Origin of the sequence: Nocardia sp. CA-135953, from assembly GCF_050955735.1 — a bacterium.
Taxonomy (GTDB): Bacteria; Actinomycetota; Actinomycetes; order Mycobacteriales; family Mycobacteriaceae; genus Nocardia.
The window spans coordinates 4947501-4973281 of sequence record NZ_CP192082.1; the positions used below are offsets into that span (position 1 = coordinate 4947501).

General features: G+C 66.5%; 26 protein-coding genes. 7 read left to right on the forward strand and 19 right to left on the reverse strand.

Annotated elements, in window-relative coordinates:
• Nucleotides 1–301: 301 nt before the first annotated feature.
• The 4 genes from hisH to hisD are packed head-to-tail and all read right to left on the reverse strand — an operon-like array spanning nt 302 to nt 4039.
• A complete protein-coding gene (gene hisH / locus ACQPXH_RS22750; RefSeq protein ID WP_433598544.1) occupies nt 302–937 on the reverse strand; it encodes an imidazole glycerol phosphate synthase subunit HisH in 636 nt (211 codons plus the stop codon).
• Nucleotides 934–1548, reverse strand: coding sequence for an imidazoleglycerol-phosphate dehydratase HisB (gene hisB, locus ACQPXH_RS22755; protein ID WP_433598545.1), 615 nt, complete (start codon nt 1546–1548; stop codon nt 934–936). The genes hisH and hisB overlap by 4 nt, the downstream gene beginning before the upstream one ends.
• A gap of 23 nt (nt 1549–1571) precedes the next feature.
• A complete protein-coding gene (locus tag ACQPXH_RS22760) occupies nt 1572–2705 on the reverse strand; it encodes a histidinol-phosphate transaminase (RefSeq protein ID WP_433598546.1) in 1134 nt (377 codons plus the stop codon).
• Nucleotides 2702–4039, reverse strand: a complete 1338-nt coding sequence (gene hisD, locus ACQPXH_RS22765; protein ID WP_433598547.1) for a histidinol dehydrogenase — start codon at nt 4037–4039, stop codon at nt 2702–2704. Before hisD ends, ACQPXH_RS22760 begins: the two co-directional genes overlap by 4 nt.
• A 188-nt stretch (nt 4040–4227) precedes the next feature.
• Between hisD and ACQPXH_RS22770 the strand changes: the two genes are divergently transcribed.
• Nucleotides 4228–4416, forward strand: a complete 189-nt coding sequence (locus tag ACQPXH_RS22770) for a hypothetical protein (protein ID WP_433598548.1) — start codon at nt 4228–4230, stop codon at nt 4414–4416.
• Here the strand turns inward: ACQPXH_RS22770 and ACQPXH_RS22775 are convergent.
• The 3 genes from ACQPXH_RS22775 to ACQPXH_RS22785 all read right to left on the reverse strand — a co-directional run bounded on the left by ACQPXH_RS22775 (nt 4413) and on the right by ACQPXH_RS22785 (nt 8835).
• Nucleotides 4413–6065, reverse strand: a complete 1653-nt coding sequence (locus ACQPXH_RS22775; RefSeq protein WP_433598549.1) for a protein kinase domain-containing protein — start codon at nt 6063–6065, stop codon at nt 4413–4415. The genes ACQPXH_RS22770 and ACQPXH_RS22775 overlap by 4 nt on opposite strands.
• 114 nt (nt 6066–6179) lie before the next feature.
• Entirely contained in the window at nt 6180–7922 is a 1743-nt protein-coding gene (locus ACQPXH_RS22780) for a penicillin-binding transpeptidase domain-containing protein (RefSeq protein ID WP_433598550.1), read from the reverse strand.
• Between the two features lie 55 nt (nt 7923–7977).
• Nucleotides 7978–8835, reverse strand: coding sequence for an arylamine N-acetyltransferase family protein (locus ACQPXH_RS22785; protein ID WP_433598551.1), 858 nt, complete (start codon nt 8833–8835; stop codon nt 7978–7980).
• Between the two features lie 53 nt (nt 8836–8888).
• On the opposite strand from ACQPXH_RS22785, the gene ACQPXH_RS22790 reads away from it, so the two are divergent.
• Both ACQPXH_RS22790 and ACQPXH_RS22795 read left to right on the forward strand, forming a co-directional pair.
• The gene (locus ACQPXH_RS22790; RefSeq protein ID WP_433598552.1) at nt 8889–9122 is read left to right on the forward strand and encodes a TerB family tellurite resistance protein; all 234 of its coding nucleotides are present in this window, start codon (nt 8889–8891) and stop codon (nt 9120–9122) included.
• Nucleotides 9123–9138: 16 nt separating this feature from the next.
• Nucleotides 9139–10317: a winged helix DNA-binding domain-containing protein gene (locus tag ACQPXH_RS22795; protein ID WP_433598553.1), complete on the forward strand. Its 1179-nt coding sequence runs from the start codon at nt 9139–9141 to the stop codon at nt 10315–10317.
• 3 nt (nt 10318–10320) lie between these two features.
• Here the strand turns inward: ACQPXH_RS22795 and nadC are convergent, their stop codons facing one another.
• The 3 genes from nadC to nadA all read right to left on the reverse strand — a co-directional run bounded on the left by nadC (nt 10321) and on the right by nadA (nt 14124).
• A complete protein-coding gene (nadC, locus tag ACQPXH_RS22800; protein ID WP_433598554.1) occupies nt 10321–11181 on the reverse strand; it encodes a carboxylating nicotinate-nucleotide diphosphorylase in 861 nt (286 codons plus the stop codon).
• A gap of 42 nt (nt 11182–11223) precedes the next feature.
• Nucleotides 11224–12966, reverse strand: coding sequence for an L-aspartate oxidase (locus ACQPXH_RS22805; protein WP_433598555.1), 1743 nt, complete (start codon nt 12964–12966; stop codon nt 11224–11226).
• A gap of 114 nt (nt 12967–13080) precedes the next feature.
• On the reverse strand, nt 13081–14124 hold the full coding sequence (gene nadA, locus ACQPXH_RS22810; protein ID WP_433598556.1) for a quinolinate synthase NadA: 1044 nt from the start codon (nt 14122–14124) through the stop codon (nt 13081–13083).
• A 92-nt stretch (nt 14125–14216) separates the two neighbouring features.
• On the opposite strand from nadA, the gene ACQPXH_RS22815 reads away from it, so the two are divergent.
• Nucleotides 14217–14975 carry an NUDIX hydrolase gene (locus tag ACQPXH_RS22815; protein WP_433598557.1) on the forward strand — a complete coding sequence of 253 codons (759 nt, stop codon included), beginning with the start codon at nt 14217–14219 and terminating at the stop codon, nt 14973–14975.
• A gap of 80 nt (nt 14976–15055) precedes the next feature.
• Here ACQPXH_RS22815 and ACQPXH_RS22820 read toward each other — a convergent pair whose 3' ends face one another.
• A complete protein-coding gene (locus ACQPXH_RS22820) occupies nt 15056–15244 on the reverse strand; it encodes a hypothetical protein (protein ID WP_397087997.1) in 189 nt (62 codons plus the stop codon).
• A gap of 1084 nt (nt 15245–16328) precedes the next feature.
• Between ACQPXH_RS22820 and ACQPXH_RS22825 the strand changes: the two genes are divergently transcribed.
• Complete coding sequence (locus ACQPXH_RS22825; RefSeq protein WP_433598558.1) at nt 16329–17234, forward strand: helix-turn-helix domain-containing protein; 906 nt, start codon at nt 16329–16331, stop codon at nt 17232–17234.
• A complete protein-coding gene (locus ACQPXH_RS22830) occupies nt 17224–17430 on the forward strand; it encodes a DUF397 domain-containing protein (RefSeq protein ID WP_433603542.1) in 207 nt (68 codons plus the stop codon). Before ACQPXH_RS22825 ends, ACQPXH_RS22830 begins: the two co-directional genes overlap by 11 nt.
• Before the next feature lie 495 nt (nt 17431–17925).
• On the opposite strand, the gene ACQPXH_RS22835 is transcribed toward ACQPXH_RS22830, so the two are convergent.
• From ACQPXH_RS22835 to bioB, 4 genes are all read right to left on the reverse strand, one after another.
• Nucleotides 17926–18459: a DUF1353 domain-containing protein gene (locus ACQPXH_RS22835; RefSeq protein ID WP_433598559.1), complete on the reverse strand. Its 534-nt coding sequence runs from the start codon at nt 18457–18459 to the stop codon at nt 17926–17928.
• A gap of 92 nt (nt 18460–18551) precedes the next feature.
• A complete protein-coding gene (locus tag ACQPXH_RS22840; protein ID WP_433598560.1) occupies nt 18552–19232 on the reverse strand; it encodes a DUF2567 domain-containing protein in 681 nt (226 codons plus the stop codon).
• A gap of 50 nt (nt 19233–19282) precedes the next feature.
• Nucleotides 19283–19498, reverse strand: coding sequence for a hypothetical protein (locus ACQPXH_RS22845; RefSeq protein WP_174415049.1), 216 nt, complete (start codon nt 19496–19498; stop codon nt 19283–19285).
• A gap of 37 nt (nt 19499–19535) precedes the next feature.
• Nucleotides 19536–20549: a biotin synthase BioB gene (gene bioB / locus ACQPXH_RS22850; protein WP_063042115.1), complete on the reverse strand. Its 1014-nt coding sequence runs from the start codon at nt 20547–20549 to the stop codon at nt 19536–19538.
• Nucleotides 20550–20729: 180 nt separating this feature from the next.
• Between bioB and ACQPXH_RS22855 the strand changes: the two genes are divergently transcribed.
• Nucleotides 20730–21314 (forward strand): TetR/AcrR family transcriptional regulator C-terminal domain-containing protein, encoded by a 585-nt coding sequence (locus tag ACQPXH_RS22855; protein ID WP_433598561.1) that lies wholly within the window; start codon nt 20730–20732, stop codon nt 21312–21314.
• A 388-nt stretch (nt 21315–21702) separates the two neighbouring features.
• On the opposite strand, the gene ACQPXH_RS22860 is transcribed toward ACQPXH_RS22855, so the two are convergent.
• Genes ACQPXH_RS22860 through ACQPXH_RS22875 form a run of 4 tightly spaced genes read right to left on the reverse strand, consistent with a single transcriptional unit; the run spans nt 21703 to nt 25725 of the window.
• Nucleotides 21703–23046, reverse strand: a complete 1344-nt coding sequence (locus ACQPXH_RS22860) for an LLM class flavin-dependent oxidoreductase (protein WP_433598562.1) — start codon at nt 23044–23046, stop codon at nt 21703–21705.
• A complete protein-coding gene (locus ACQPXH_RS22865; RefSeq protein WP_433598563.1) occupies nt 23043–23792 on the reverse strand; it encodes an ABC transporter ATP-binding protein in 750 nt (249 codons plus the stop codon). Before ACQPXH_RS22865 ends, ACQPXH_RS22860 begins: the two co-directional genes overlap by 4 nt.
• Nucleotides 23768–24634 carry an ABC transporter permease gene (locus ACQPXH_RS22870; RefSeq protein WP_433598564.1) on the reverse strand — a complete coding sequence of 289 codons (867 nt, stop codon included), beginning with the start codon at nt 24632–24634 and terminating at the stop codon, nt 23768–23770. The genes ACQPXH_RS22865 and ACQPXH_RS22870 overlap by 25 nt, the downstream gene beginning before the upstream one ends.
• Before the next feature lie 2 nt (nt 24635–24636).
• Nucleotides 24637–25725, reverse strand: a complete 1089-nt coding sequence (locus tag ACQPXH_RS22875; RefSeq protein WP_433598565.1) for an ABC transporter substrate-binding protein — start codon at nt 25723–25725, stop codon at nt 24637–24639.
• Between the last annotated feature and the right edge of the window lie 56 nt (nt 25726–25781).

Below are 25781 nucleotides of genomic sequence, written 5' to 3' on the forward strand. Positions count from 1 at the left end.
CATTCATCGACACACTATTGAGTTCTCAAAGAACACACGCACACACATTCACTCCGGCATTAATCCGGGGCTTCAGTGAGGCAACTTGGTGAAGCTTAGCCCAGCCAGCTCCCGACACAAAATCAGGAACCTGCCGAACCAGTGTGATCGCCAGGCGTTCCTCGTCCTACCTCGTTTCCCAGGCCGCTGTGCTCAACGTTTCCGCTGCGCTTTGGGCTCCGGGTCGGTGTCCGTGTCGCTCTGACTCGAATAAAGTTACTTATCGGCGTGCACGATGTCAAATCGCCTGGCCAGCGGGTGTTTACAGCGAGTTCACCCAATTGCGGAGCAACTGCGCGCCCGCATCCCCGGACTTTTCGGGATGAAACTGCGTCGCCGACAACGGACCGTTCTCGACGGCCGCCAGGAATGGGACGCCGTGTTCGGACCAGGTGAGCTTCGGCGCGGCGAAGTGTTCGCTCGGCGGCAGGTCCCAGGTCTGCGCGGCATAGGAGTGCACGAAATAGAAACGGGTATCGCTTGCCATTCCGGCGAACAGGACGCTGTCGGTAGGAGCCGACACGGTGTTCCAGCCCATGTGCGGGAGCACAGGTGCGGACAGGCGCTCGACCACGCCCGGCCATTCGGCGCACCCGTCGGTTTCCACACCGAATTCCACCCCGCGCTCGAACAGGATCTGCATGCCGACGCAGATACCGAGCACCGGACGACCACCGGCCAGCCGCTGACCGATGATGCGCTCCCCTTTCACCTCGCGCAGTCCGGCCATGCACGCGGCGAACGCACCGACACCGGGGACGACGAGGCCATCGGCAGCCAGCGCGATATCGGCATCGGCGGTCACCTCGACGTTCGCGCCCGCGCGGATCAGCGCGCGGTGCGCGGAGTGCAGATTGCCGGAGCCGTAGTCGAGCAGAGCGACGGATTTCGTTGTCACAGTGTCCCCTTCGTCGACGGCACACCGCTCACCCGCGGATCCGGTTCGACCGCGGCGCGCAGAGCCCGCGCGACCGCCTTGAATTCGGCCTCGGTGATGTGATGCTGGTCGCGGCCGTACAGCACGCGCACGTGCAGTGCGATGCGGGCGTTCAGCGCGATCGACTCGAAAACGTGCCGATTGAGCACTGTCGAATACGGGGCACCAGGGCCGGAACCGGGAATCACCGCGTGCAGCAGGTGATCGGGTTCGCCGGTGTGGACGCAGTACGGGCGACCGGAGACGTCTACCGCCGCGTGTGCCATGGTCTCGTCCATCGGTATGAACGCATCGCCGAAGCGACGGATGCCGGACTTGTCGCCCAGCGCCTTACCCAGCGCCTGGCCGAAGACGATGGCGGTGTCCTCGACGGTGTGGTGCGCCTCGATCTCGATATCGCCCTCGGCGCGCACCGTCAGATCGAAGCTGGCGTGTGCGCCGAGCGCGGTCAGCATGTGGTCGTAGAACGGGATACCGGTGGAGATGTCGGTCTTGCCGGTGCCGTCGAGGTCCAGTTCGACGACGATATTCGATTCCTTGGTGACGCGCTCCACCCGCGCGGTGCGATTCATCTTTGCTTCCTCCACAGGCGGATTCATCGGATGGTGAGGTCGGTGTCTGCCAATGTGCCGCTGACGCGCAGGAATTCGTCGTTCTCGGCGGCGAGACCGATGGTGGCGCGCAGATATCCCGGAATTCCGACGTCGCGGATCAGCACGCCGCGGTCCAGGTAGTGCTGCCAGGCGCGGGGGGCGTCGGTGAAGCGACCGAAGAGCAGGAAGTTGGCGTCGCTTGGGATCACCTCGAAACCCATGGCGGCCAGCGCTGCCGCGACCCGGTCCCGCTGTGCCGCCAGTTCGGCGACGCTGGCGAGGGTTTCGTCGGCGTGGCGCAGGGCCGCGCGGGCGGCGGCCTGGGTGACCACCGACAGGTGATAGGGCAGTCGCACCAGCAGCATCGCGTCGATCACCGCCGGGGCGGCGACCAGATAGCCCAGACGGCCGCCCGCGAAGGCGAAGGCCTTGCTCATGGTGCGGCTGACCACGAGTTTCGTCGGATACCGGTCGATCAGGGCGATCGCGCTCGGCTCGGCGGAGAATTCGCCGTATGCCTCGTCGACGACCACGATGCCCGGTGCGGCGGCCAGGATCCGGGCCAGGTCGGCCTGCGGAATGCTGTGTCCGGTCGGGTTGTTGGGGCTGGTCACGAAGACCACATCGGGTCGGCGCTCGGCGATGGCGGTGAGCCCGTAGTCGATATCGAGGGAGAAGTCGGCATTGCGCGCGGCCTCGACCCACTCGGTATCGATGCCCTCGGAAATGATCGGGTGCATCGAGTACGACGGCACGAAACCCAGCGCGCTGCGGCCTGGTCCGCCGAAGGCCTGTAGCAGTTGCTGCAGGATTTCGTTGGAGCCGTTGGCCGCCCAGACATTGGCGGTGTGCACCGCGGTGCCGGTCTGGCGAGTCAGGTATTCGGCCAGGTCGGTGCGCAGGGCGACGGCGTCGCGGTCGGGATAGCGGTGCAGGTCGGTGGCGGCGGCGCGAATGGATTCGGCGACGTCGTCGATGAGGGCCCGGCTCGGCGGGTGCGGGTTCTCATTGGTGTTCAGCTGTACCGGCACCGTCAGTTGTGGTGCGCCGTAAGGCTTTTTGCCGCGCAGATTCTCGCGCAGCGGCAGGTCGTCCAGGCTGATGTCGGAGCCCGGCACGGTGATCTCGGGGGTCATGCCAGTGCCTCGAATCGCGCTTGTACCGCCTGGCCGTGTGCGGGCAGGTCCTCGGCAGTGGCCAGGGCGACCACGTGACCGGCGACATCTTTGAGTGCGGTCTCGGTGTACTCGACGACGTGGATTCCGCGCAGGAAGGTCTGCACGCTCAGGCCCGAGGAGTGCCGCGCGCAACCCGCCGTCGGGAGTACGTGGTTGGAGCCCGCGCAGTAGTCACCCAGGCTGACCGGGGCATACGCACCGACGAAGATCGCGCCGGCACTGCGCACTCGGGCCGCGACACCCGGCGCATCGACGGTCTGGATCTCCAAGTGTTCGGCGGCGTAGGCATTCACCACCCGCAGGCCCTGCTCGATATCGTCGACGAGCACGGTGCCGGATTGCTTGCCGGACAATGCCTCTCGCACCCGATGCGCGTGCTTGACCACTGTCATCTGGGTGGTGAGCGCGGCGTCCACCGCATCGGCGAGTTCGACGCTGTCGGTGACGAGCACGCTGGCCGCGAGCACATCGTGTTCGGCCTGGCTGATCAGATCGGCGGCGACGTGGACCGGATCGGCGGCGGCATCGGCCAGAATCGCGATCTCGGTGGGGCCCGCTTCGGCATCGATGCCGACCAGGCCGCGGCACAGCCGCTTGGCGGCGGTCACGAAGATATTGCCGGGACCGGTGATCAGGTCGACCGGCTCGAGCTGCGCTCCATCGGTATCGATACCGCCGTAGGACAGCAGCGCGATGGCCTGCGCACCGCCGACGGCCCACACTTCCTCGACCCCGAGCAGCTTCGCGGCCGCCAGAATGGTCGGGTGCGGCAGCCCGCCGTGCTGCGCCTGCGGCGGCGAGGCCACCACCAGCGAGTCGACACCGGCCGCCTGCGCGGGCACCACATTCATCACGACGCTCGACGGGTAGACGGCATTGCCGCCCGGCACGTAGAGCCCCACCCGCTCGACCGGAACCCACCGCTCGGTGACCGTGCCGCCGGGCACGACCTCGGTGGTGGTATCGGTGCGTCGCTGATCGGCGTGCACCTTGCGGGTCCGTTCGATCGCGACCTCGAGTGCACTGCGCACGGCCGGATCCAACTTCTCCAATGCGGCTTCCAACTCGGCTGAGGGCACCCGCACACTCGCCGGAATCACGCCGTCGAACTGCTCGCTGAACTCCAGCGCCGCGGCGACCCCGCGATCCCGGATCGACTCCACCACCGGTCGCACCTGATGCAGCACCGAGTCCACGTCGACTCCCCCGCGCGGCAGCGCGGTGCGCAGCTCGGCAGCGGAGGGAGTACGGCCGCGCAGATCAACGCGGGCGAGCTCGATGCGGGATGTCATGAGGTCTGCGATCCTGTCTGTCCTGATCCTTGGACGCCGTGCCCGACGCCGAGCGGTCGGTATTCTCCGCTCCGCTCCAGCTACCAGCCTATCGGTCCGGTGCCACCCGTTATCCGCTGCGGTCGCCGGATGTGGCGCGGGGTGCGGCCGCCCTGGCTCGGTCCCGATAGTGGACCGGGGCGCGACGGGTGTCAGGCCGACTCGATCTGGGCTGCGAAACCCTGCGCCTGCCCGACGATCCGGATCAGGCGCTGATCATGCCCACCACCGAAGCGGATTCGCCGAGCGCCACCGCCCTTGCGCTGCTGGCCAATTGGGCGCAAGACCTAGGTGCGGTCCGTTGCCCGATAGCGCACCGCACCCGCCGCCGTGACTAGCGCGCGTCGCCGCTGCGGGTGTCGCTGTCGATGAGTGGGGAGCCGCTGCCAGGGTTGATCAACCGCAGCGTCACCGACCTGTTCTGGCCCGCATAGGTCACGCTGGCCACATTGACTTCCATCGAACCGTCTGGGTTGGTACCCGTACCACTGCCGGCCGCATCAACAGTGTTGAAGCCCGTGACCCGATTCTGCGTCCAGTAATCCTGGAAGGCCGACTGACTGCCGTAGACCCGCTGGGCAGCGGGAGTCAACTGTTTCCATGCAGACGCGAAACTCATATAGGTGAGGTTGTTGTAGAAATCCACCACTTGATCAATGGATTGGCGCGAGTCTGCCGTGCCGACGCTCTTCGTTTGCCCCGGCGCGCCCGCGGCAGCCGTGGAAGTGGTCCCCTTGGACACCGACGACGAAGGCGGACTCGCTTGCACCGACGGCGTATTGGTGCCCGACTGATTCAGCGCACCGATCAGGATGGCCACGACCGCCACCACCGCACCGATGCTCGCACCGACCAGTACGGCCTTGCGCTTGCCACCGGACTTGCGCTGCGCCGGACGCGGCTGCGTCGCCGTCCGCGGATGTGCGGCGGCCGTCGGATGCGATGCACTGGAGTTGGCGGGACGGACAGAATTTCGCGGCGGCGGCGCCGGACGTGGCTGCCGTGCGGTCGCCTGGTGCTCCGGCATCGGATCGGCCGGTGGCCGCAGCGTACGGGTTGCGGATTCGCCGCGCCGGCCGAAAGCCTCACTGGCCGGTACGAATCCGGCGGTGACCGGTCCGGAATCGGCGAGCGCGGAAAGGTGTTCGCGGGCCGCACGCATGGTCGGCCGCTCGGCGGGATCCGGGCTGAGCAGATCGAGCAGGAAGTCGGTTGCGGGGCCGGCGTGCCGAGGTTCGCTCACCTGGCCGTTCGCCGCGGCGTAGAGCACGGCGAGCGGGTTGGCGCTGGCACCGTACGGCGGTTCGCCCTCGAGAGCGTGGAAAAGCGTTGCACCCAAGGCGAATACGTCGGCGGCCGGTGTCGGGTCGGCGCCGCGCGCGACCTCCGGCGCGAGATAGGCGGCGGTACCGCAGATCAGACCGGTCTCGGTGAGGGTGACGTCACCGGTGGCGCGGGAGATGCCGAAGTCGGTGATCTTCACCGTGCCGGTGTCGTCGAGCAGGATATTGCCCGGTTTGACATCGCGGTGCACGATCCCGGCGTGATGTGCGGCGATGAGCGCCGAGGCGACCTGTTCGCCGATCCGCGCGACCTGGGTCAGCGGCAGCATCCCCTGCGCGGAGATCACTCCCGCCAGACTCTTCGACTTCAGGTACTCCATCACCAGGCACGGGTCGCCGTTGTGCTCGGTGATATCGAAGACGACGATCGCATTCGGATGCTGGAAACGCGCCGCATTGCGCGCCTCGCGGATCGCGCGCTGTCGCACCACGTCGCGCTCGGCTTCGGGCAGGCTGGGCTTGATGTGGATCTGCTTCACCGCGACCGAGCGCTGCAGGCGTTCGTCGATGGCACGCCAAACCACACCCGTGCCGCCGCTACCAATCCGCTCGACCAGGCGGTAGTGCTCCGCGATCAATTGACCGGTATCGATGGCGCCTACTCCGAACCTTCTCGAAATCGTGACATCACGCGTATTGACCATCAACGCGTTCCGCCGACGAGTGTAGCGGGGCGCAATCCTCTGCACGCGGCAGCGGGGTATGTTCGCCGCCCACACGCGCCGAACGCTGATGCCGTGCTGATTCGGCAGTGACGCTCAATGTCTTGCACGCAGCATACGGCCTGCGGCCTCCACGGCCGGACCCGAGCTGTTGGCATCGCTGACGAATACGGCGAAGGCCAGGTCACCGTCGATGCCGACGAACCAGCCGTGGGCGTGCTTGTCATCGATGTACTCGGCGGTGCCGGTCTTGCCGATCAGCCCCGGAATATCGCGCAGTGCGGTGGCGGTGCCGCCGGTTATGGTTTCGCGCATCATGGTTTTCAGCTGCTCGTCGGTGGTCGGCGGCAGCGGCGCCGGAGTGTGGTCGGCCACGCCGGGCTGCCCGTCGACGACCATCGGCAGCGGCATCGATCCGCGCGCGATGGATGCGGCGACCAGCGCCATACCGAACGGTGACGCCGTCACCTTGCCCTGGCCGATACCGGATTCGACGCGCAGCGCCGGGGTGTCCGCGGTCGGCACCTTGCCGGTGACGGTGGTCAGACCGGGTGTGACGAAGTCGATGCCGATGCCGAGTTGTGCCGCGGCATCGGTGAGGCCGTTCGGTGCGAGATTCACCGCGAGTTGGCCCATGGTGGTGTTGCAGGACTGGGCGAAGGCGGTGTGCAGCGCGACATTGCCGAGGTCGAAGTTGTTGTCGTTGGGGATGCGGCGGCCCTCGATATTCGCGGTGGCCGGGCACGGCAGCACGGTGTCGGGTGTCACCGCGCCGGATTGCAGAGCGGCCGAGACCGTGACGGTCTTGAAGGTCGAACCCGGCGGATACAGGCCGGTGAGCGCGATCGGTCCCTGAGCGTCGGCGGCCGCGTTCTGCGCGACGGCGAGCACCTTTCCGGTGGACGGTTGCATTGCGACGATCGCGGCGGGCTGTGTGATCGGCGTCAATGCGCTCTCCGCGTAGCGCAGCAGATCGGTGTCGAGTGTGGTCACGATATCCGCGGTGGGTTTCGGATCCTGACCGGCGACGCGTTCGGTGCCGTCGGCGGTCTGCGCCCGCACCGCCCAGCCTGCCGCCGCGTCGGCGGAGTTCTGCCACAGGTCGGCGAGGCCGGACAACACCGGTGACGCGAGGGATTTGTCGGTCGCGAGCAGGCGGGTCTGCGGCGCGAGGGTGACGCCGGGGACTGCGGCCAGTGCCGTCTGGATCGGAGCGATATCAGCGTCGCGCAGCGTGACCGCCGTGATCGACTTGCCCTGGGCCGCAGCCAGATCCGATTGCAGCGACTGCGCGGTGATGTCGGCGGCGACGGGAGCGAGCACCGCGGCGAGCGCGGCGGTATCGGCACCGGGGGCGACGTTCACCAGGGTGACCACCTGCTGGGTCATCAACTCACCGCCCGATGACTCCAGAATGCGCGCGGGCTTCGGATAGGTGGTGGCGTAGCTCAGCGGGCCGAGGGCGAGACCGGGTGCGATGGCATTGGGATCCCATTTGATCTTCCAGCCGTCGCCGAAATCGCCTGCGGAACCGTTGGTGGTGTAGCTCCACTCGTTCTTGCCGAACTTCCAGGTGGCGGCGAGGGTGAAGGAGTTCTTGTCCGCGCTGCGGACCTCGTATTTCACATCCTTGCCGAGTCCGTCGTAGAGCTTGCCCAGCGCATCCGATGCTTTGGTCGGGTCATCGGTGAGTGCGGCAGCCGCGGCGATGTCGTCGCGGCTGAGCGCATCGGCGAACTGCCCGGCGACGGTATCGGGCTGGGCCCGCCCTGGGCTGCAACCACTCAGGGCCAGGGCGGAGGCTGCGAACAGAACGAGAAGATTCCGGTAAGCACGCACCTGGCCGACTCTAGTGCCGCAGGGCAACGAGCCTGGGTAACCGCACGGAGCGAATTCAGGCGAGCCAGTGCCCCTGAGCGAGGGCGGTGGCGTCGGGTTCGGACAGGTCGATGTCGAAGACCTCGGTGAGGATTTTCGGAAGTTCGGCGAGTTCGAGTTCGCGGGTTTCGCTGGAGCCGTTCGGATATTCGGTGATGAGGGTGAGGTTGTCCAGCACGTGGTGGACGTCCGGGTGGAAGCGCTGCACGAACGGCCGGGCCGTGAACGGTGAGCGCGGCGAGGTGGAGACGAAGTGGTTACCGACCGCGAAATCGATGCGGTACTGCGGATTCAGCGTGAAGGTGTAGCGGTCGATCCAGCCGTCGCGGCCGAATTGGTGCAGCACCCACAGATCGCTGTCGAGTTCGCCGGTGGTGTGTTCGAGCCGGAAACGCCATTCGCCGAGGCTGAATTCACCGCCCTCGACCAGTTCATAGGGTGCGAGCGGTCCGGCACCGAAGCCGACATCGCAGATCCGGACGCGATCGTCATCGCTGGTGGTGACGCGCAGCAGGGCGTGGGTAGCCGGACGCAGACCCTCGGAAACGCCCATCGTGACCCGGCCGCTGAGACCGGTCACCCCGAAGCCGAGCCGTTCCAGCGCGGCGGCGAACAGGCCGACGTTCTCGTAGCAGTAGCCTCCGCGCCGGTGCCGGATCATCTTGTCCTGCAAGGATTCCAAATCCAGCGGCACGGGGCGGCCGAGAATGGACTCCAGGTTCTCGAACGGGATCGTGGTGGTGTGCGCGTGGACGATGGCGCGCAGGGTGGCCAGCGTCGGGGTGCGGTCGCCGGTGTAACCGACGCGCGCCAGGTACGCGTCGAGGTCCAATTCCGCGCCGCTCCAGTGGTAAGCGGGGTCATTCGGCTTCATCGCACCTCTCCTCGTATCCGATCCTGCCCGAATAAACCACAACGCACCGACAGGTGTTCCCTACGCGGCGCATTTGGCGTTCGGCGGGGCCGGGGCGCGGTCACGATGGGGCGCATGTACTGCAGCAGATCGCCAAGGCGGCGGGGAAGCAGACCGAGGCGCATGCGGTCGTCCAGATCGGCATCATGATCGGCAATGCGGACGGGAATTTCGATCAGAACGAGATCGCGGCGGTACGGGAGGCATGCCAGACGCTGGGCGTGGATCCGCAGCAGTTCGGCATCTGACCGCTAGTATTCGCATATGCGTTCGATTGATGCGGCAGAACGGCGGGCGCGGCTGGCGCGGCGGCATCGGCTGACACCAGCGTGTCGCACCGATGACGTTGCCGATATCGTCCGATCCCTCGTCGTCCTGCATGCGACCGATCCGGCAACGGTGTACCTGTCGGTGGGCGCGCGCAGTCTCACCGCTGAGCCCGCACATGTCGAGAAGGCGCTGTACGACGATCGGACGCTGCTGCGCCTGCTGGCGATGCGGCGCACGATGTTCATCGCACCGGTCGAATTGCTGCCGGTATTGCAGGCGTCGTGCGCGGATGCGTTGGCGGACAAGCAACGTCGCACCTACGGGAGGTTCATCGAGCAGGCCGGTGTGGTCGACGGGGATGTGCGCGCGTGGCTGGCCGATGTCGAAGACGAAACGCACAAGACGCTATTGGCGCGCGGGGCGGCGACCGGCGCACAGCTGAGCAAGGACGTGCCCCGGCTGCGCACGCAGGTGAATCCCGCTCCGGACAAGGCATATTCGCGCCCCACCAGCATTACCACCTGGGTGCTGGTGATCCTCGGTGTCGAGGGGCGCATCGTGCGCGGACGGCCGAACGGCAGTTGGACGAGCAGCCAATACACCTGGGCGCCGATAGAAACCTGGCTGCCGCAAGGTGTTCCGACCATGCCCGCCGATGCGGCACGCGCCGAACTCGTCCGGCAGTGGCTCTACGCCTTCGGACCCGCGCCCATCACCGATATCAAGTGGTGGACCGGCTGGACACTCGCGGAGGTCCGCAAGGCCCTCGCCGAACTCGATGTGGTGGAGGTCGATCTCGACGGCACCACCGGTCTGCTACTCGCCGACGACCAAGACCCGACCCCCGAGTCCGAACCCTGGGCTGCCCTGCTCCCCGCACTCGACCCGACCCCCATGGGCTGGCAGTCTCGCGATTGGTACCTCGGGCCCCACGCTTCAAACCTCTTCGACCGCAACGGAAACGTCGGTCCCACCATCTGGTGCGACGGGCGCATAGTCGGCGGCTGGGCCCAGCGCAAAGACGGCGAAATCGTCTACCGCCTACTGGAAGACATCGGCTCGGAAGCGGAATCTCTCATCGAAGCCGAAGCCGCCCGCATCACCACCTGGTACGGCGACGTTCGCGCCATCCCCCGCTTCCGCACGCCGTTGGAACGCGAACTCACCGCCTGACGGTCACATGTCCAAGCCGAGGTCGAGGACGCGCACCGAGTGGGTCAGTGCGCCGACAGCCAGGTAGTCGACGCCGGTGCGCGCGTAGTCGGCAGCGTCGGCGAGGGTCAGCCCGCCGGAGGATTCGAGTTTGGTGGTGGGGGCCTGGGCGTTGCGGCGTTGGACGGCGGCTTGGGTTTGCCAGAGGGGGAAGTTGTCGAGCAGGACCAGTTCGACGTTTTCGGCCAGGACGGCGTCCAGCTGTTCGAGGCTGTCCACTTCGACCTCGCAGGCGATATCGGGGGCGAGTTCGCGCACCGCGCGGAGGGCGGCGACCACCGAACCTGCGGCTACCACGTGATTGTCCTTGATCAGGGCGGCATCGCCGAGGCCCATGCGGTGGTTGACGCCACCGCCGACGCGGACCGCGTACTTCTGCAGGGCACGCAGGCCGGGCAGGGTTTTGCGGCTGTCGCGGATGCGGCAGTCGGTGCCCGCGACCTCGTCGACCCAGGCGGCGGTGGCGGTCGCGATGCCGGAGAGGTGGCAGACCAGGTTGAGCATGGTGCGTTCGGCGGTGAGCAGGCCGCGGGTCGGCGCGACCAGCCCGAGCACCGACCGGCCCGGCTCGACCCGGGTGCCGTCGGCGACCCGATCGGTGATTTCGTAATTGCCCGCACCGATCACCTCGTCGAGCACGAGCAGGCCGATATCGAGCCCGGCCACCGTGCCCGGTTGGCGCGAAACCACCGATGCCTTCACCGCCGCATCGGCGGGAACCGTTGCCGCCGTGGTGATATCGGGGCCGTAGCGCAGATCCTCATCCAGTGCGGTGCGAATCAGGGCCAGCACCTCGTCACGATCCAGGCCGGTATCCAGTCCCATCAGTGCACTCCTCGTCCTACTTGTTCTCGTGCATTGCCGCGGTCATGAGGCGCTGGGGATGGCGTCCTGGGTCCAGGTGGTGAGGTCGAGACCGTCGGGGGCGGGGACGGGGTGACCTTCTGGGCCCAGACGTGCTGCGCGGCTGCGGCGTTGGTGATCGTCGGGGGTCGGGTGATCGGAGCGGGTGTGCGAGCCGCGGCTTTCGGTGCGGGCTGCCGCGGCGAGCAGGAGCACCTGGGCGGTGAGGGTGAGGGCGGCGTCCTCGAACGCGGTGATGCGTTGTGCCGCAGCCGCACCCTTGCGGTCTTCGGTGTCGTGCGACGCCGCACCGGTATTCACCGCCCCGCCGCTGTTCAGTGCCGAGAGTTCGATCGCCGCACCTGTCAACCGCTGTTTGACAGTGGTCAGCTCGGCACGCAAGCGACTTGCCGCACTGTGTGACACCGCATCCCGCAACCGCACGGCCGCCTCCGCCAGTCCGGCGGCATCGCGAACCACGGAGGCATGCGATGTCATCGACTGCTGCACCAAGGCTCGGGCGGCACGCGGAATGGTGTGGAAGGACACGTCCGTCACGTGCGCTTCCTCGCCGAGGCGTTCGGCAGCGGCCACCCCGGCCCGCTCACCGACCACCAGTCCCTCGAGCAGACTGTTCGAGGCCAGCCGGTTGGCACCGTGCAGTCCCGTACGCGCCACCTCGCCCGCGGCATACAGACCGGGAACCGCGGTCCGGCCGTGGGTGTCGGTCACCACCCCGCCGCATTGGTAGTGCGCGGCGGGTGCGACCGGAATGAGCTCGGTATGCGGGTCGATCCCGGCGGCCAGGCAGGATGCGGTGATCGTCGGGAACCGTTGCGGGAAGCTTTCGATCGCTCGGGCGTCGAGGTAGACGTGATCGGTGCCGAGGGCGCGCATCCGCGCGGCGATCGCACGCGACACCACATCGCGCGGTGCCAGATCACCACGCGGGTGCACACCCGCGGTCACCGAATTCCCTTCGGAATCGACCAGTGTCGCGCCTTCGCCGCGGACCGCCTCGCTGATCAACGGTCGTCTGCCGAGTCCGCCGGGGGTGTACAGCACCGTCGGATGGAACTGCACGAATTCGAGATCGGCCACCGTGGCGCCGGCCCAGAGCGCCAGCGCGATGCCGTCGGCGGTCGCACCGGGCGGATTCGTGCTCAGCGCGTACAGCTGACCGAGCCCGCCGGTGGCCAGCAGCACCGCCGGTGCGTGCACGACCCCGAATCCGTTCTCCGACACCGCGATCACACCTTGCACACCGCTGCGCCCGGTGACGACTTCGAGTGCCGCGGCACCGAACAGGACCGGCAGCCCGGCCGCGTTCAACGCGCGCTGTACCTCGGCGCCGGTGGCGTCACCTCCGGCGTGAATGATCCGCCGCGTGCTGTGACCGCCTTCGCGGGTGCGTGAGATCTGGCCGTCCCGAGCGAGATCGAAGACCGCACCCAAATCGGTCAGTGCGGCGACGGCGGCTTGACCGCCCTCGACGATCGAACGCACCGCCGTCTCGTCACACAGTCCGGCACCGGCCTCGACCGTGTCGCGCACATGCGATTCCACCGAATCCTCATGCGGCGCAACGACGGCGATACCGCCTTGGGCGTACTGGGTTGCGGTATCCGTCGGGCCGCCCTTGCTGAGGATGAGCACCCGTAGTCCGCGCAGCGATGCCGTCCGTGCCGCGGTCAACCCGGCGACGCCCCCGCCGATCACGACCAGATCGGCGGCGGCCTCCCAGTCGATTCGCGGCGCGGCGCTCATGCGCCTCGCCCCTTCTCGACCTGGTCGGCAGTGATATCGCTACCGACCACCCCGGCGATCACTCCGCACCGCCACTCCGGACGAGCGCGCAAGTCGCGCTCCGTTCGCGGCCGTTCATTCGCCACCGCCCGGGTTACCGATTTCGATCATGCGCTGCACCGAATTACGGGCCAGCGCGGCAGTTTCCAGGTCGACGTGCACCTCGTCGGTGTTCTCCACGAGCGAGCGCAGCAGCGCCGCCGGGGTGATCATCTTCATGTACTTGCAGGATGCACGATCGTTCACGGCCTGGAAGTCGATGCCGGGAGCGGCCTTGCGCAGCTGGTGCAGCATGCCGACCTCGGTGGCCACCAGGACCTGATTCGACTTCGCTGCCTTGGCGGCGTCGATCATCCCGCCGGTCGACAGAATGTGCACCCGGTCGGCCGGGAACGAGCCCTCGCCCGCGAGGTACAACGCCGAAGTGGCACAACCGCATTCGGGGTGCACGAACAGCTCGGCATCCGGGTGGGTGCGGGCCTGTTCGGTCAGCTCGTCGCCGTTGATCCCGGCGTGCACGTGGCATTCGCCCGCCCAGATGTGCATGTTCTCGCGGCCGGTGACCCGCTTGACGTGCGCGCCGAGGAACTGATCCGGCAGGAACAGCACCTCGCGGTCGGGATCGATGGAGGCGACCACGTCGACGGCATTCGAGGAGGTGCAGCAGATATCGGTGAGCGCTTTCACCGCGGCGGTGGTGTTCACGTACGAGACGACCACCGCATTCGGGAACTCGGCCTTCCAGGCCCGCAATTCGTCGGCGGTGATGGAATCGGCCAGGGAACAGCCCGCCCGCTGGTCCGGAATGAGTACGGTCTTCTCGGGGCTGAGGATCTTGGCCGTCTCGGCCATGAAGTGCACACCGCAGAACACGATGGTGTCCTCGGTGGCCTCGGCCGCGATGCGGGACAGCGCCAGCGAGTCACCGACATGGTCGGCCACGTCCTGGATCTCGGGCAACTGGTAGTTGTGCGCGAGAATCGTCGCGTTGCGCTCCCTGGCGAGGCGCTTGACCTCGGCCGCCCACTCCGGTGTGGCCTCGACACCGGAGAATCCGGTCGGACCGTCGACTACCTGTCCCATCAGCGGGGGCGCCAGCTTCACACCCATCGTCGCCATGATGGCTCCTCTCCTCGTGCGCTCGGCCCTTGTGCCTTTTCACATGCCGGCCGATTCGCACCAAACCAGGTTTTCGACTTACAATCGAAAACGTGGCCCATAGTAGCACCATCCACGAAACGCTCACCGCGGTGTTCCAGGTTCGGCGCTTCTCCGACGACATCACCGCAGGTAGTGGCCCTGCGCGTATGACAGATGAGCTGATTCGATCATGTCCGCCCGGTCAGCGGACCGAACTCGCGGTGCTGCTGTGGGAGCGGGCACTCGACCCGCAGAAGGACACCTGGTCGCTACCCGGCGGGCGACTGCGCGACGACGAAGACCTCAACGTCTCGGCCCGTCGCCAGCTCGCCGAGAAGGTCGATGTGCGCGAGCTCGCGCATCTGGAGCAGCTGTCGGTATTCAGTAGTCCGGACCGCGTGCCCGCCCCGCGGCGAATCGCCTCGGCCTATCTGGGTTTGGTGCCGCTGACCGCGGACCCGCAACTGCCCTCGGACACCACATGGCATCCGGTTTCCCAGCTGCCGCGCATGTCGTTCGATCACGGCACGGTCGTCGAGCACGCGCGCACCCGGCTCGCCGCGAAACTCTCGTACACCAATATCGCCTTCGCGCTGGCCCCCGAGTGGTTCACCATGTCCACGCTGCGCGAAATCTACTGCGCCGCACTCGGTTACGATGTCGACACGACGAATCTGCAGCGAGTTCTCACCCGCCGCAAGGTGATCATGCCGACCGGCGCGACGGCATCCCCCGGCCGGGCGGGTGGGCGCCCCGCGGCGGTCTATCGGTTCACCGACTCCGAAATCCGAGTCACCGACGAATTCGCCGCACTGCGCCCACCCACCTGACCTCCCGCGATCGCCTGCCCCACGATCGCCCCTCCCGGTTCGGCGAGCGCTCCCCCGAAGCGATCACACGGGACGCGACCTCAATCCCGCTCCCGCCCCTTGTGTTTCGCCTTCCGCCGATACCGCCGCGCACTGGGTATCGGCTGCGCAGCACTGGACCGGCGCAACGCATCCCGCCGCCGCCACGCCACCAGATCCGCCCGCTCCGACTTTCCGACCTCCGGAACCAGCACCCCCTGCCCATGCCTGGTCAACACATCCTCGCTCATCGCCACCTCCTTCCCACGCTCGACCTTGTGCACCAACGGTATCCGCGCCCCCGACACCGCCACCAGCGATTTTCACCCGCACGGCGGTTCGTACGGGAGCTGCGGCGCGTGATCCCGCCACACTGTGGTGTCAGCACATCGCGGGTGATATCGCAGACGCGATCCGCGGCGTGCTGGAAGTCCAGATCCACTGTCGGACGCCGCCCGGCCAGCTCGCGGTCATCAGGTACCCGCCCGCAGGATGGAATGCCAACTTCCGCAGATCATTCGGATACCGCATGGATTGATTCATCGGGGCGTCGAGTGTGCCGCTGGATTACTCTTGATGGCCTTCGAATAACTCCGCGCCAGTCATCTGAGCGCCTGTCACCAGCCCAGCAGACGTGAGCGATTCCAGGACTTCACCTATATCTTCGCCGCGAATAGCGAGCATTTGTGCGAATGAGAACGGTTCGCCGACCACGCCGTCCGGGTAGACAGCCGACCATGTCCCATCGTCGCGCCGAAGCCAAGACGACGGGACATCGTCGGGTTCCGGGTCGCGCGGCGGCAGCTTCCGCAACTCCTCCGCCAGCCGGGTCAACTCATCCGGAGACATCATCAGAACCCGAAGCGTGTACGCGGAGTCGACTGGGGCACAAGCCGTTTGGTGTGGACAAGGAACGTCTTGGCTTGCAACTTGACCGCGCACACCGTGATCGGGCAGCCGATATGCTGCTGCATGACTTGGTGCGCGAGTTCGCGGGTCATCTCGCCGCACGGGTTGTGGTCGAGAAGGTGATCCATAGTCGGCCTTCCAAAGGTGTTGGAGGCACCCAGAACCGGGGCGGAGGAGGTCGCCACTAGCCAGCGCGCTCCATGTGCGCTGGCCGGTGTGCCCTAGCAGACTGCGGCGGCGGATAGCTGGAGCCTTTCCCGGTTCTGGGTGCGCGTCCAGGGTGTGCCAAGAGCCAAGGTGGGTGCGTACCAACATGATGACTTGGGAAAACTCGCCCAAATCACCTGATCGGGTTGTACAACGCCATCTATGATCGTCGCGTTCTGCAACATGCAAGTACTTCAGCGTGCAACGAGAGGGGGAGACGTGACCGATGACGACGAGTCAGAGGCGGTAGGCAGCACATTGCCGCGCAGACAGCTCGGCCGGTATCTGAAAGATGCGCGTGAGGGTGCCGGGCTCACTATGGAACGGGCCGCCACGCTCATGGAGTGGAACAAGTCCACCCTGAGCCGTCTGGAACGTGGATTGACCGAAAAGGTCAGAGTCCGTGATGTTTTGGGCCTGTGCGAGGTGTACGGACTCGATCAAGAGAAGATCGCCGCGGCCAAAGAACTGGCCGGGCAGACCCCGGCCCGTTCGTGGTGGCGAAGCTATGGTGACGTTATCGCAGCGAAGTTCAATACGTACGTCGGGTTGGAAGGTGGCGCTAGCGAATTGGCGATCTTCCAGCCGCTGATCGTGCCTGGAATCCTTCAAACCGCTGATTACGCGAGAACCCTTGATAAGCAGTACTTTCCGAACGATTCGGATGAGGAACTGGAACGTCGCGTAGCGCTCCGAATGCAGCGGCAGCACAGCGTCACGCGCCAGCGTCAGCCGATGCAGCTCTTGGTCATCCTGCACGAGAATGTGTTGCGGACCGTCGTCGGAGGGCCGCGAGTTATGGCTGCCCAGTTGCGCCACATCGCGGACCTGAGCACTCGAGAAAACGTCCAGGTGCGAGTCCTGCCGTTCCGTGCAGGCTTCCCCACCGGCATCGTGGTGTCCCAGTTCATCATCATGACGTTTCCCAAGGACAGCAGGGGCAAGCCAGTCGAGCCGACCATAGTGTTTGCCGAGAGTTTCACCGGAGACGTCTACCTTGAAGGCATGGACGACGTACGTAGGTGTCGTCAGACGTTCCGTAGCCTGCTGGCAGCGACGCTGGACGATCGCCCGAGCAGAGACCTAGTGAGAGAGATAGCAAGGGAGTATGAGCGTGAAAACTGACCTGACCGGGGCGCAGTGGTTCAAGTCCAGCCACAGTTCCGGGGGGAGCGAATGCGTTGAGGTCGCCTTCCTCGACGGGGACATGGTCGGCGTGCGCGACTCCAAGAATCCGACCGCTCCGGCGCTGGTCTTCACTCCCGGTGAGTGGGACGCCTTCACCTCTGGCGTGAACGATGGCGAGTTCGAGCGTCCCTGAGAACACAACCAAGCCCGGCACCGTTGGATTTGGTGCCGGGCCTTCTCGTGTCCTTGGGAACGCCGAAGGAACGGGCTTGCGGAACAAGCCCGTGACCTTCGTCAATACAGGGCCCTCGGCAGGATTCGAATGTGGCGGGCACATTGCGGACCGCCTTCCAATCGCTGATGCGCTGAACCGATGCGCCGCACTTCTGGCCGGCCGCTCGTGCCGCCCGCGTCCGCGCCTCCGCCCACTCGCGTCCGCGCCTCCGCCGCAGCCGCCACCCGACGCAAGGTCGGATTGCTCGCGGCCTCGAACAGCGCGGCGAAATTGCTGTGCGAAAACGGTTCTCGGCGACGGTCGCAGACGCGATTCCATCTGTCCTCCTGCATGTTCCGATAGCGGGAGCGACACCCCCTTGGTGTGCAATGAGATCAAGACAGGTCGCGAACCTCGATGAGGACATGCGAATGCGCAGGTTGAACTGCTGGAAGAGAGTTCCGGGCCGGACGGTCAGGCGGTCTTCATCTGGGGTTGTGGTGGCGGGGCTGCGGTGCGCTGTCCGACGCGCGCCGCAGCCCAGAACACCAACTCCACCAACCAGAACAACCACAGGAACACCTGCACCACGACGACCGGGATAGCCAGGAACAGGATCGAGGGGATCGCGATGAGCAGAAAGCGCGCGATATCACCGAGAGTGGCGCCGCGCAGTCCGCTCCCCAAACGCACTGCGGCCCACATCATCCAACGACGCGGTACCGATACGTTGAACTCGTGCAGGCAGCGGCGGAACAGGCCGTCCGCGTCGCCGGCGCTCACCTCGTGCGAGCTGAGCAAATAGTCGTGCAGGATGGCGGCGCGGGTATAGGCGCCGTAGCGGGGTATCAGCCAGACCAATGCTCGTGGCACCGACGCGAAGTCGGTGCGGAAGCCCGCTGGGATGACGAATTCCTGTGTGGCACCGTGATAGACGAGCGGCTCGACGACCCGCCAGAATTTCGCGTCGAGTTCTTCGACCACTGGCCCGCTACCAACGAACGCCATGATCCGTTCCTCTCTGAACGCACAGCGTGTCCCACAATTCTAGGCCATTCTGGTACGTCTGTGCCGCCGCGCGGGCAACGGTTCGGATAACGTCAGCGCGCACGATCCGAACCGGGCGGTCCGAAGCCGCCATACGGCACACCATAGGGCACCGGCCCGCCGTTCGCAGCGCCACGAATCGAATCGGCATTGTCGACGGACGCGAATCCGCTTGCCGCAGTGAAGTATGGCCGCGAATCGCCGAGCGGGCCGCTGAAGCCGGTGCCGAGATCCTCTGTGGGACTGAGCGCAGCGAGGAACAGCACGATCAGCGAGGCGAGCAGCGGTTGCACGAGCAGCGCCAGCCAACTGCCGACCTCCACCGGCAGCCGAACGATCTGGCCGACCGCGGGGTCGTAGGGCATCGGATGCTGCCACTGCACGATCTGCTCGCCGACCTTCGACATCACGTAAGCGCCTGCGCCGGAACCGATCAGCAGCCCCAGTTGCAGCAGCGGTCCGCGCACGCGACGCCAACGCCATGCGCCGATCGCCGTCAGCACACCCAGCACCGCGCCGATGCAGACGAAGATCGCCAGCGCGTCGAACTGGTGCACGCTCTCCCCGGTCAGGGCCGCGCCCTTGGCCGGTTCCGCGCCTGCACGCGCCTTGACCACCAGATACTGCTCGGTGGGTGCCACGAAGGCCCACACCACACCGCCGAGCACGCCGAGCAGCACCACCCCGACCGCGATCAGCGCGGATGCCCGCAGCTCACGCCGCACGCCCGCCATCCGGGCCGATCCTGTCGGCGCGGTGACGACGTCGCCGTATTCGGCCACCACTAGCGGTGTTCCAGATTCTTCGAATCCAGCACGCCGTGTCGCGAGCACTTCGCCCACCAGCCATCCGGGCTGACCTGCACGATCATGCGCCGACCGCACTGCTCGCAGAAGCGCGGCGGCTCCAGTCCCAGTGCCGCGGCGGCCGGGACCGGATCGTCGAGCCCCGGCACGATGCGTTTGCCGGTGAACGGGTTGTAGCGCTCGTCCATATCCATGACAGTACTCACGGCGCCAGCCTCTTTCGTGACCGATTCAGAGTGTTTCGTTGAGCGCCTTGATCGGCATCTTCAGCTCACCGAGCAGATCCAGGTCCGCTTCGGCGGGCCGACCGAGGGTGGTCAGGTAGTTGCCCACGATAACAGCGTTGATACCGCCGAGGATGCCCTGCTTGGCGCCGAGGTCGCCGAGGGTGATCTCGCGACCGCCCGCGAAGCGCAGGATGGTGCGCGGCAGCGCGAGCCGGAATGCGGCAACGGCGCGCAGTGCGTCGGCGGCGGGCAGCACCTCGAGGTCGCCGAACGGGGTGCCCGGACGCGGGTTGAGGAAGTTCAGCGGCACCTCGTCCGGCTCGAGCTCGGCCAGATTCGCCGCGAATTCCGCACGCTGCTCCAGGGTTTCGCCCATGCCGAGGATGCCGCCGCAGCAGACCTCCATGCCGGCCGCGCGCACCATGCGCAGGGTGTCCCAGCGCTCTTCCCAGGTGTGCGTGGTGACGACGTTCGGGAAGTGCGAACGGGAGGTCTCCAGGTTGTGGTTGTAGCGGTGCACGCCCATGGCGGCGAGCTGGTCGACCTGCTCCTGGGTGAGCATGCCGAGCGAACAGGCGACCTGGATGTCGACCTCGTTGCGGATGGCCTCGACACCGGCGGCGACCTGCGCCATCAGCCGCTCGTCCGGACCGCGCACGGCCGCGACGATGCAGAACTCGGTAGCCCCGGTCTTCGCCGTCTGCTTGGCGGCTTCGACCAGGCTGGGGATATCGAGCCAGGCCGCGCGCACCGGCGACTGGAACAGGCCCGACTGCGAGCAGAAGTGGCAGTCCTCGGGGCAGCCGCCGGTCTTGAGGCTGATGATGCCCTCGACCTCGACCTCGGGACCGCACCACTTCATGCGCACGTCGTGCGCGAGGGCGAGCAGTTCCTCGAGCCGGTCGTCGCCGAGCCGCAACACCTCGAGGGTCTGCTCCTGCGTGAGGCCTTCGCCGCGCTCGAGCACCTGCTCGCGGGCGGTCGCCAGAATGTCGGTTTGGACGGGTGCCTGGGTCACTGCACGAATCCCTTCGTCCGGCCGAGGTGGCCGTGCAACTTGAACGGTGTTCAGGCTAGGGTAGCGGTAACAAGTGAGTCAAAGCACGCGCGGTATGAGCGACGGGCCTGGAGGCGGCAGCGAGCGTAACCACGGAAGGCCCCGGGAATGCCGCAATCGAATACAGCGGAAGGAAACAGCGTGCAGCTGCACCGCGCGGACGTGGTCGACGGCGCCATCGCCATTCTCGACCAGTACGGTCTCGCCGACCTGACCATGCGCAGGCTCGCCGGTTCACTCCAGGTCCAGCCCGGTGCGCTGTACTGGCACTTCCCCAATAAGCAGGCGCTGCTCGGCGCGGTCGCCGACCGGATTCTGGCCCCGATGGAGGATCCGATCGAAGCCGAGGACTGGTCGGGCCAGATCACCGAATTGGCGCACCGATTGCGCGGTTGCCTGCTCGCCTATCGCGACGGCGCCGAATTGGTCTCGGCGACCTATGCCTCCCGACTCACCACGAGCAAGGGGCGGGAACGACTCGTCGGCGCCGCGATCCGGGGCGGGGTGCCGCGGCCGGAAGCGGAACTCGCGGCATACACGCTGCTGTACTACGTGCTCGGACAAACCGTGGACGAACAGTCCAGAATGCAGATGGATTCGGCCGGTGCGCTCACCGACGACGCCTCACCGCTCAACGAAACCCCCGACGCGACAGCACGTTTCGACTTCGGTCTGCAACTGTTCGTCGGCGGCGTGCGTCATCTGCTCGGCACCCGCGTGCGCTGAATCCTTCGTCGGCGCACACGCCTGGAAGGAACGTCCAGATGCCTGATTCGGATGTTGGCCATCCGCTCGCTCACAGCGCCGGCGCCGATGGAAGCCGGCATCGGAGCGTCCGCACACGAAGATGCCGCCGGGCACCTTGCGTCAGCGCTTCGAGATGCTCATCGCCGACGGTGCGGACGACGCCGGTACGCACGCGCTCGACGCGCCGATGGCCCCGCGCCCGGCGACAATGGCCAGGTCGCTTACTCCGAAAGTTCACGCCGCACCCGCCACGGTCGACCGGCTTCCGCAACGGCCGCCGGACCCCGGCTGGCAGCGTTTTCCTGCCGGAGCCTGGGCCGACGACGCCGATCATCGCGCCGGGCTCGATGCGGACCGATACAGTCGCTCACCGCGCGAGCGCCGGTCGCCGGGCATGCCGGCTCTCGGGTCGCGGCAGACCGAAGTGGTCGCGCAGTGTCGTTCCGGTGTATTCGGTGCGGAACAGGCCGCGCCGCTGCAGGATCGGGACGACCTGCTCGGCGAAGACCTCCAGACCACCCGGGTAGTAGGGCGGCATCACATTGAAACCGTCGGCGGCGCCATTGCGGAACCATTCCTCGATGGTGTCCGCGACCTGCTCCGGCGTGCCGGCGAAGACTCGATGTCCCCTCGCACCGGCAAGGCGATGCAGCAGCCCGCGCAGGGTGGGCCGCTCCCGCTGCACGATTCCGGCGACTACCTGCCGACGGCTGCGCTCGTTGTCGGTGACATCGCCCGCATCGCTGAACAATTCGAGCGGCACCGGTTCATCCAGCGGCAGGTTCCGCAAGCTCTCCCCGGCGATGCCCTCCAACTGCTTCAGCCCGTATTCGGGCACCGTGAGCTCGTTGAACTCCCGCTCCAACTGTTCGGCCGCCGCCTCGGTATCGCCGATGAACGGGCTGATACCGGGCAGGATCTTGATCTGCTCGGCGTCCCGGCCGAATTCGGCGGCCTTGGCCTTGATATCGGCATAGAACGCCTGCGCATCCTCGAGCCGCTGGTGTGCGGTGAAGATCGCCTCGGCGTACTGGCCCGCGAAGGCCCGGCCGTCATTCGACGCACCGGCCTGTACGAGCACCGGATGTCCCTGCGGGGTGCGCGGCGCGTTGAACGGTCCTCGTACGCTGAGGTATTCGCCGACGAAGTCGATCGGGTGAATCTTGTCCGGATCGGCGTAGATGCCCGCCTCCTGGTCCAGCAGGATGGCGTCGTCCTCCCAGCTGTCCCACAGCGCGACGACCGCATCGACGAATTCTCGCGCCCGCGCGTATCGCGTCGCGTGATCGGGATGTTTGTCGAGCCCGAAATTCGCCGCGGCGAGATCGGTTCCGGTAGTGACGATATTCCAGCCCGCCCGGCCACCGGAGATGTGATCGAGCGTGGAGAACAGCCTGGCCAGGTTGTAGGGCTCGTAGTAGGTGGTGGACGCGGTGGCGATCAGACCGAGATGGGTTGTGGCCGTCGCGATCGCGGTCAGCAGGGTGATCGGTTCCAGACCAGAGGCCGCATTGTGCTTGACATTGGTGCGCAGCGCGGGCCCGTCGGCGAAGAACACCGCGTCGAGTTTCGCGGCTTCGGCCGTGCGGCCGATCTCCTGGTAATAGGCGACATCGTAGATCCGGTCGGGTCGGCTCTGCGGATGCCGCCAGGCCGCCTCGTGATGTCCGGAAGGGTAGATGAACGCATTGAGGCTGAGTTGGCGGGTCATGAGGCCTTCTTCTCATCGTGCAGGACCGCGGCATCGACGCCGAGGCTGGCGAGCAGCAGCTCGCGCAGGCGATTGAAGTCCGGATCGAGGTGGCGGCGTGGACGTTCCAGATCGATGCGCTGGTCGACGGCGATGCGTCCGTCGTCGAGGACGAGTACGCGGTCGGCGAGCAGCACCGCTTCATCGACATCGTGGGTCACCAGCAAGACGGCCGGCTTGTGCCTGGCGCACAGATCCTGCAGCAGCACATGCATTTTGATGCGGGTAAGCGCATCCAGCGCACCGAAGGGCTCATCGGCAAGCAGCAGCTCCGGTTCCCGGACCAGGGAGCGCGCCAAGGCGACGCGCTGTTGCTCACCTCCGGAAAGCTCCTTGGGCCAGGCCTTTTCCCGCCCGGCGAGGCCGACTTCGGCCAGCGCGGTGCGACCGCGCTCGGCGGCATCGGCACTCTTCAAGCCGAGAGTCACATTGTCCAGAACCCGATTCCACGGCAGCAGCCGCGAGTCCTGGAACACGACCGCACGTTCGGTCGGCACCCGCAACTCACCCGAGCCGAGGACGTCGCGATCCAACTCGGCCAGCGCGCGCAGCAAGGTGCTCTTACCCGAACCGCTGCGCCCGAGCAGTGCGACGAATTCGCCACGCGCAATATCGAGATCGATACCGTGCAACACGACGCGGTCGCCGAAACCCCTGCGCAGACCGCGGGTTCGGACCACATTCAGTCCGCGATCGTCTGCCGCCATGACAGCGCCCTCCGTTCTGTCGCGCGCACGGCGAGATCGCCGAACAATCCGAGCAGGCCGTAGATCACCAGGCCGACCACGATGACGTCGATCTGGCCATAGGTACGCGCCTGCGTCATCAGATAGCCGATGCCGCTGGTGGCATTCACCTGTTCGACCACGACCAGGGCCAGCCAGGAAATGGTTACCGCCAGCCGCAGTCCGGTGAAGAATCCGGGCAGCGAAGCGGGCAATGCGATCCGGCGGATGAATCCCCATCGCGAAAGACCCACCGTTGCGGCCAATTCCACATACCGGCTGTCGACGCCGCGCAGTTGCGCGTGGGTATTGATGTAGATCGGAATCGCCACACTGGTCGTGATGACGATGAGCTTCATGTCCTCACCGATGCCGAACCACACGATGAACAGCGGGATCAGCGCCAGCGTCGGAATCGAGCGTTTGATCTGAATCGGCCCGTCCAGCAGGGCTTCACCGACGCGGCTCAATCCGGCGATCAACGCGAGCACCACACCGATCACCACGCCGAGGCCGAGGCCCCAGGCCGCGCGCTTCAGCGAGGTCAGCAGGTTCGACTGCAGCCTGCCGTCGGCGAGCAGATCGCGTGCGGTCTCGGCGACCGTCCACGGCGCGGGCAGTGTCTGCTCATCCAGTGCGCCCGAGGCGGATCCGATCACCCATGCCGCGATCAGCAACACGGGTCCGATGGCGATGCCGAACGGAATCGGGCGGCCGGGGCCGAGTCGGGGCCGAGTCGGCTTGCGGCGGGCGAGAACCGGCGCCGCGGCGGTGTGTGAACTTCGTCCGAGCCGGCCGAGTACACCGGCATCCAAGGTAGCCATTGCTATTTCGCCTTCGGTTCGAATGCGGCGCCGCTCTCGGAGACGGCCTGGGTGATGACGGCGTCGAAGCGCAGATCGAAATCGTCCGCTGCGCGGACCTTCTTGGGCAGTTCGCCCGCGTTGTCGATCGCGTCGATGGTGCCCTGCTGGCGATCGATGAGCTGCTGATCCAGATGCGGGAAGGTGTAGGTGCCGGACGAGTCGACGATGCGTTTGGCATCATCGGCGCTGACCTTCTGGTTCTCGACGTAGTACTTGCGCGCCCACTCCTCCTGGTGGGTATTGACCCACTGGTAGGCGCGAATATAGGCGGCGACCACCGCCCGAGTCGCCGCTGCCTTGGCCGGATCGGTCACTGCGGCACGGCGCGCGTACAGGTAGCCGACACCGCCGTAGATGCCGGTGGTCTCCGAATCCGGGATCAGCGAGGCGCCCGGGGTACGCAACAGCCGGGTGACGTTCGGTTCGGCCAGCGGCGCGATATCGACCTGGCCGGTGCGTACCGCGTCGAGGAATTCCGCGAGCTGCAGCCGGACCAGTTGCACATCAGTGGGTTTCAGCCCGGCCTTGGCAATCGCCCGCAGTACTGCGGCCTGCTGGGCGGTGCCCTCCGCGTAGGCGATCTTCTTGCCCTTCAGGTCGGCGAGCGTGGTGGCCGTCTTGCCCGGCGCCACCGCGAGTTTCAGTGCGTTGGGATCGGATTGGTAAGCCGCGACGATCGGCACATCCTGACCGGCGACCTGTGCATGGATCGGCGGGACATCGCCGACGATCGCGACATCGGCGGCGCCGGCCCGGAATGCCTCCAGGATGGCCGGTCCACCGATGAAATTGGCGAACTCCACCGTGAACGGCAGCTTGTCGAGCTCGCCGGAGAACTGGAGGACCGACTTGAACCGCTCTTGTTGATCGGCGAGCACGAGCTTTGTGCCCGCGGGGATTTCGGTGGGCAGCGGAGCGTCGGTTTTACCGACCGGCTTGTCGTCGCTCGCGCAGCCGGTCACACCCAAGCTCGCAACGGTCACCGCAGCGAGCAAGGCGGCGATAGCGCGGCCGCGCGGGCCGGTCAGGAACGTACGTGGTCGGAACATGCGGTGATTCAATCAAGACGAAACCGGCACGCATACGGTTTGCCTTAGCCTGATTC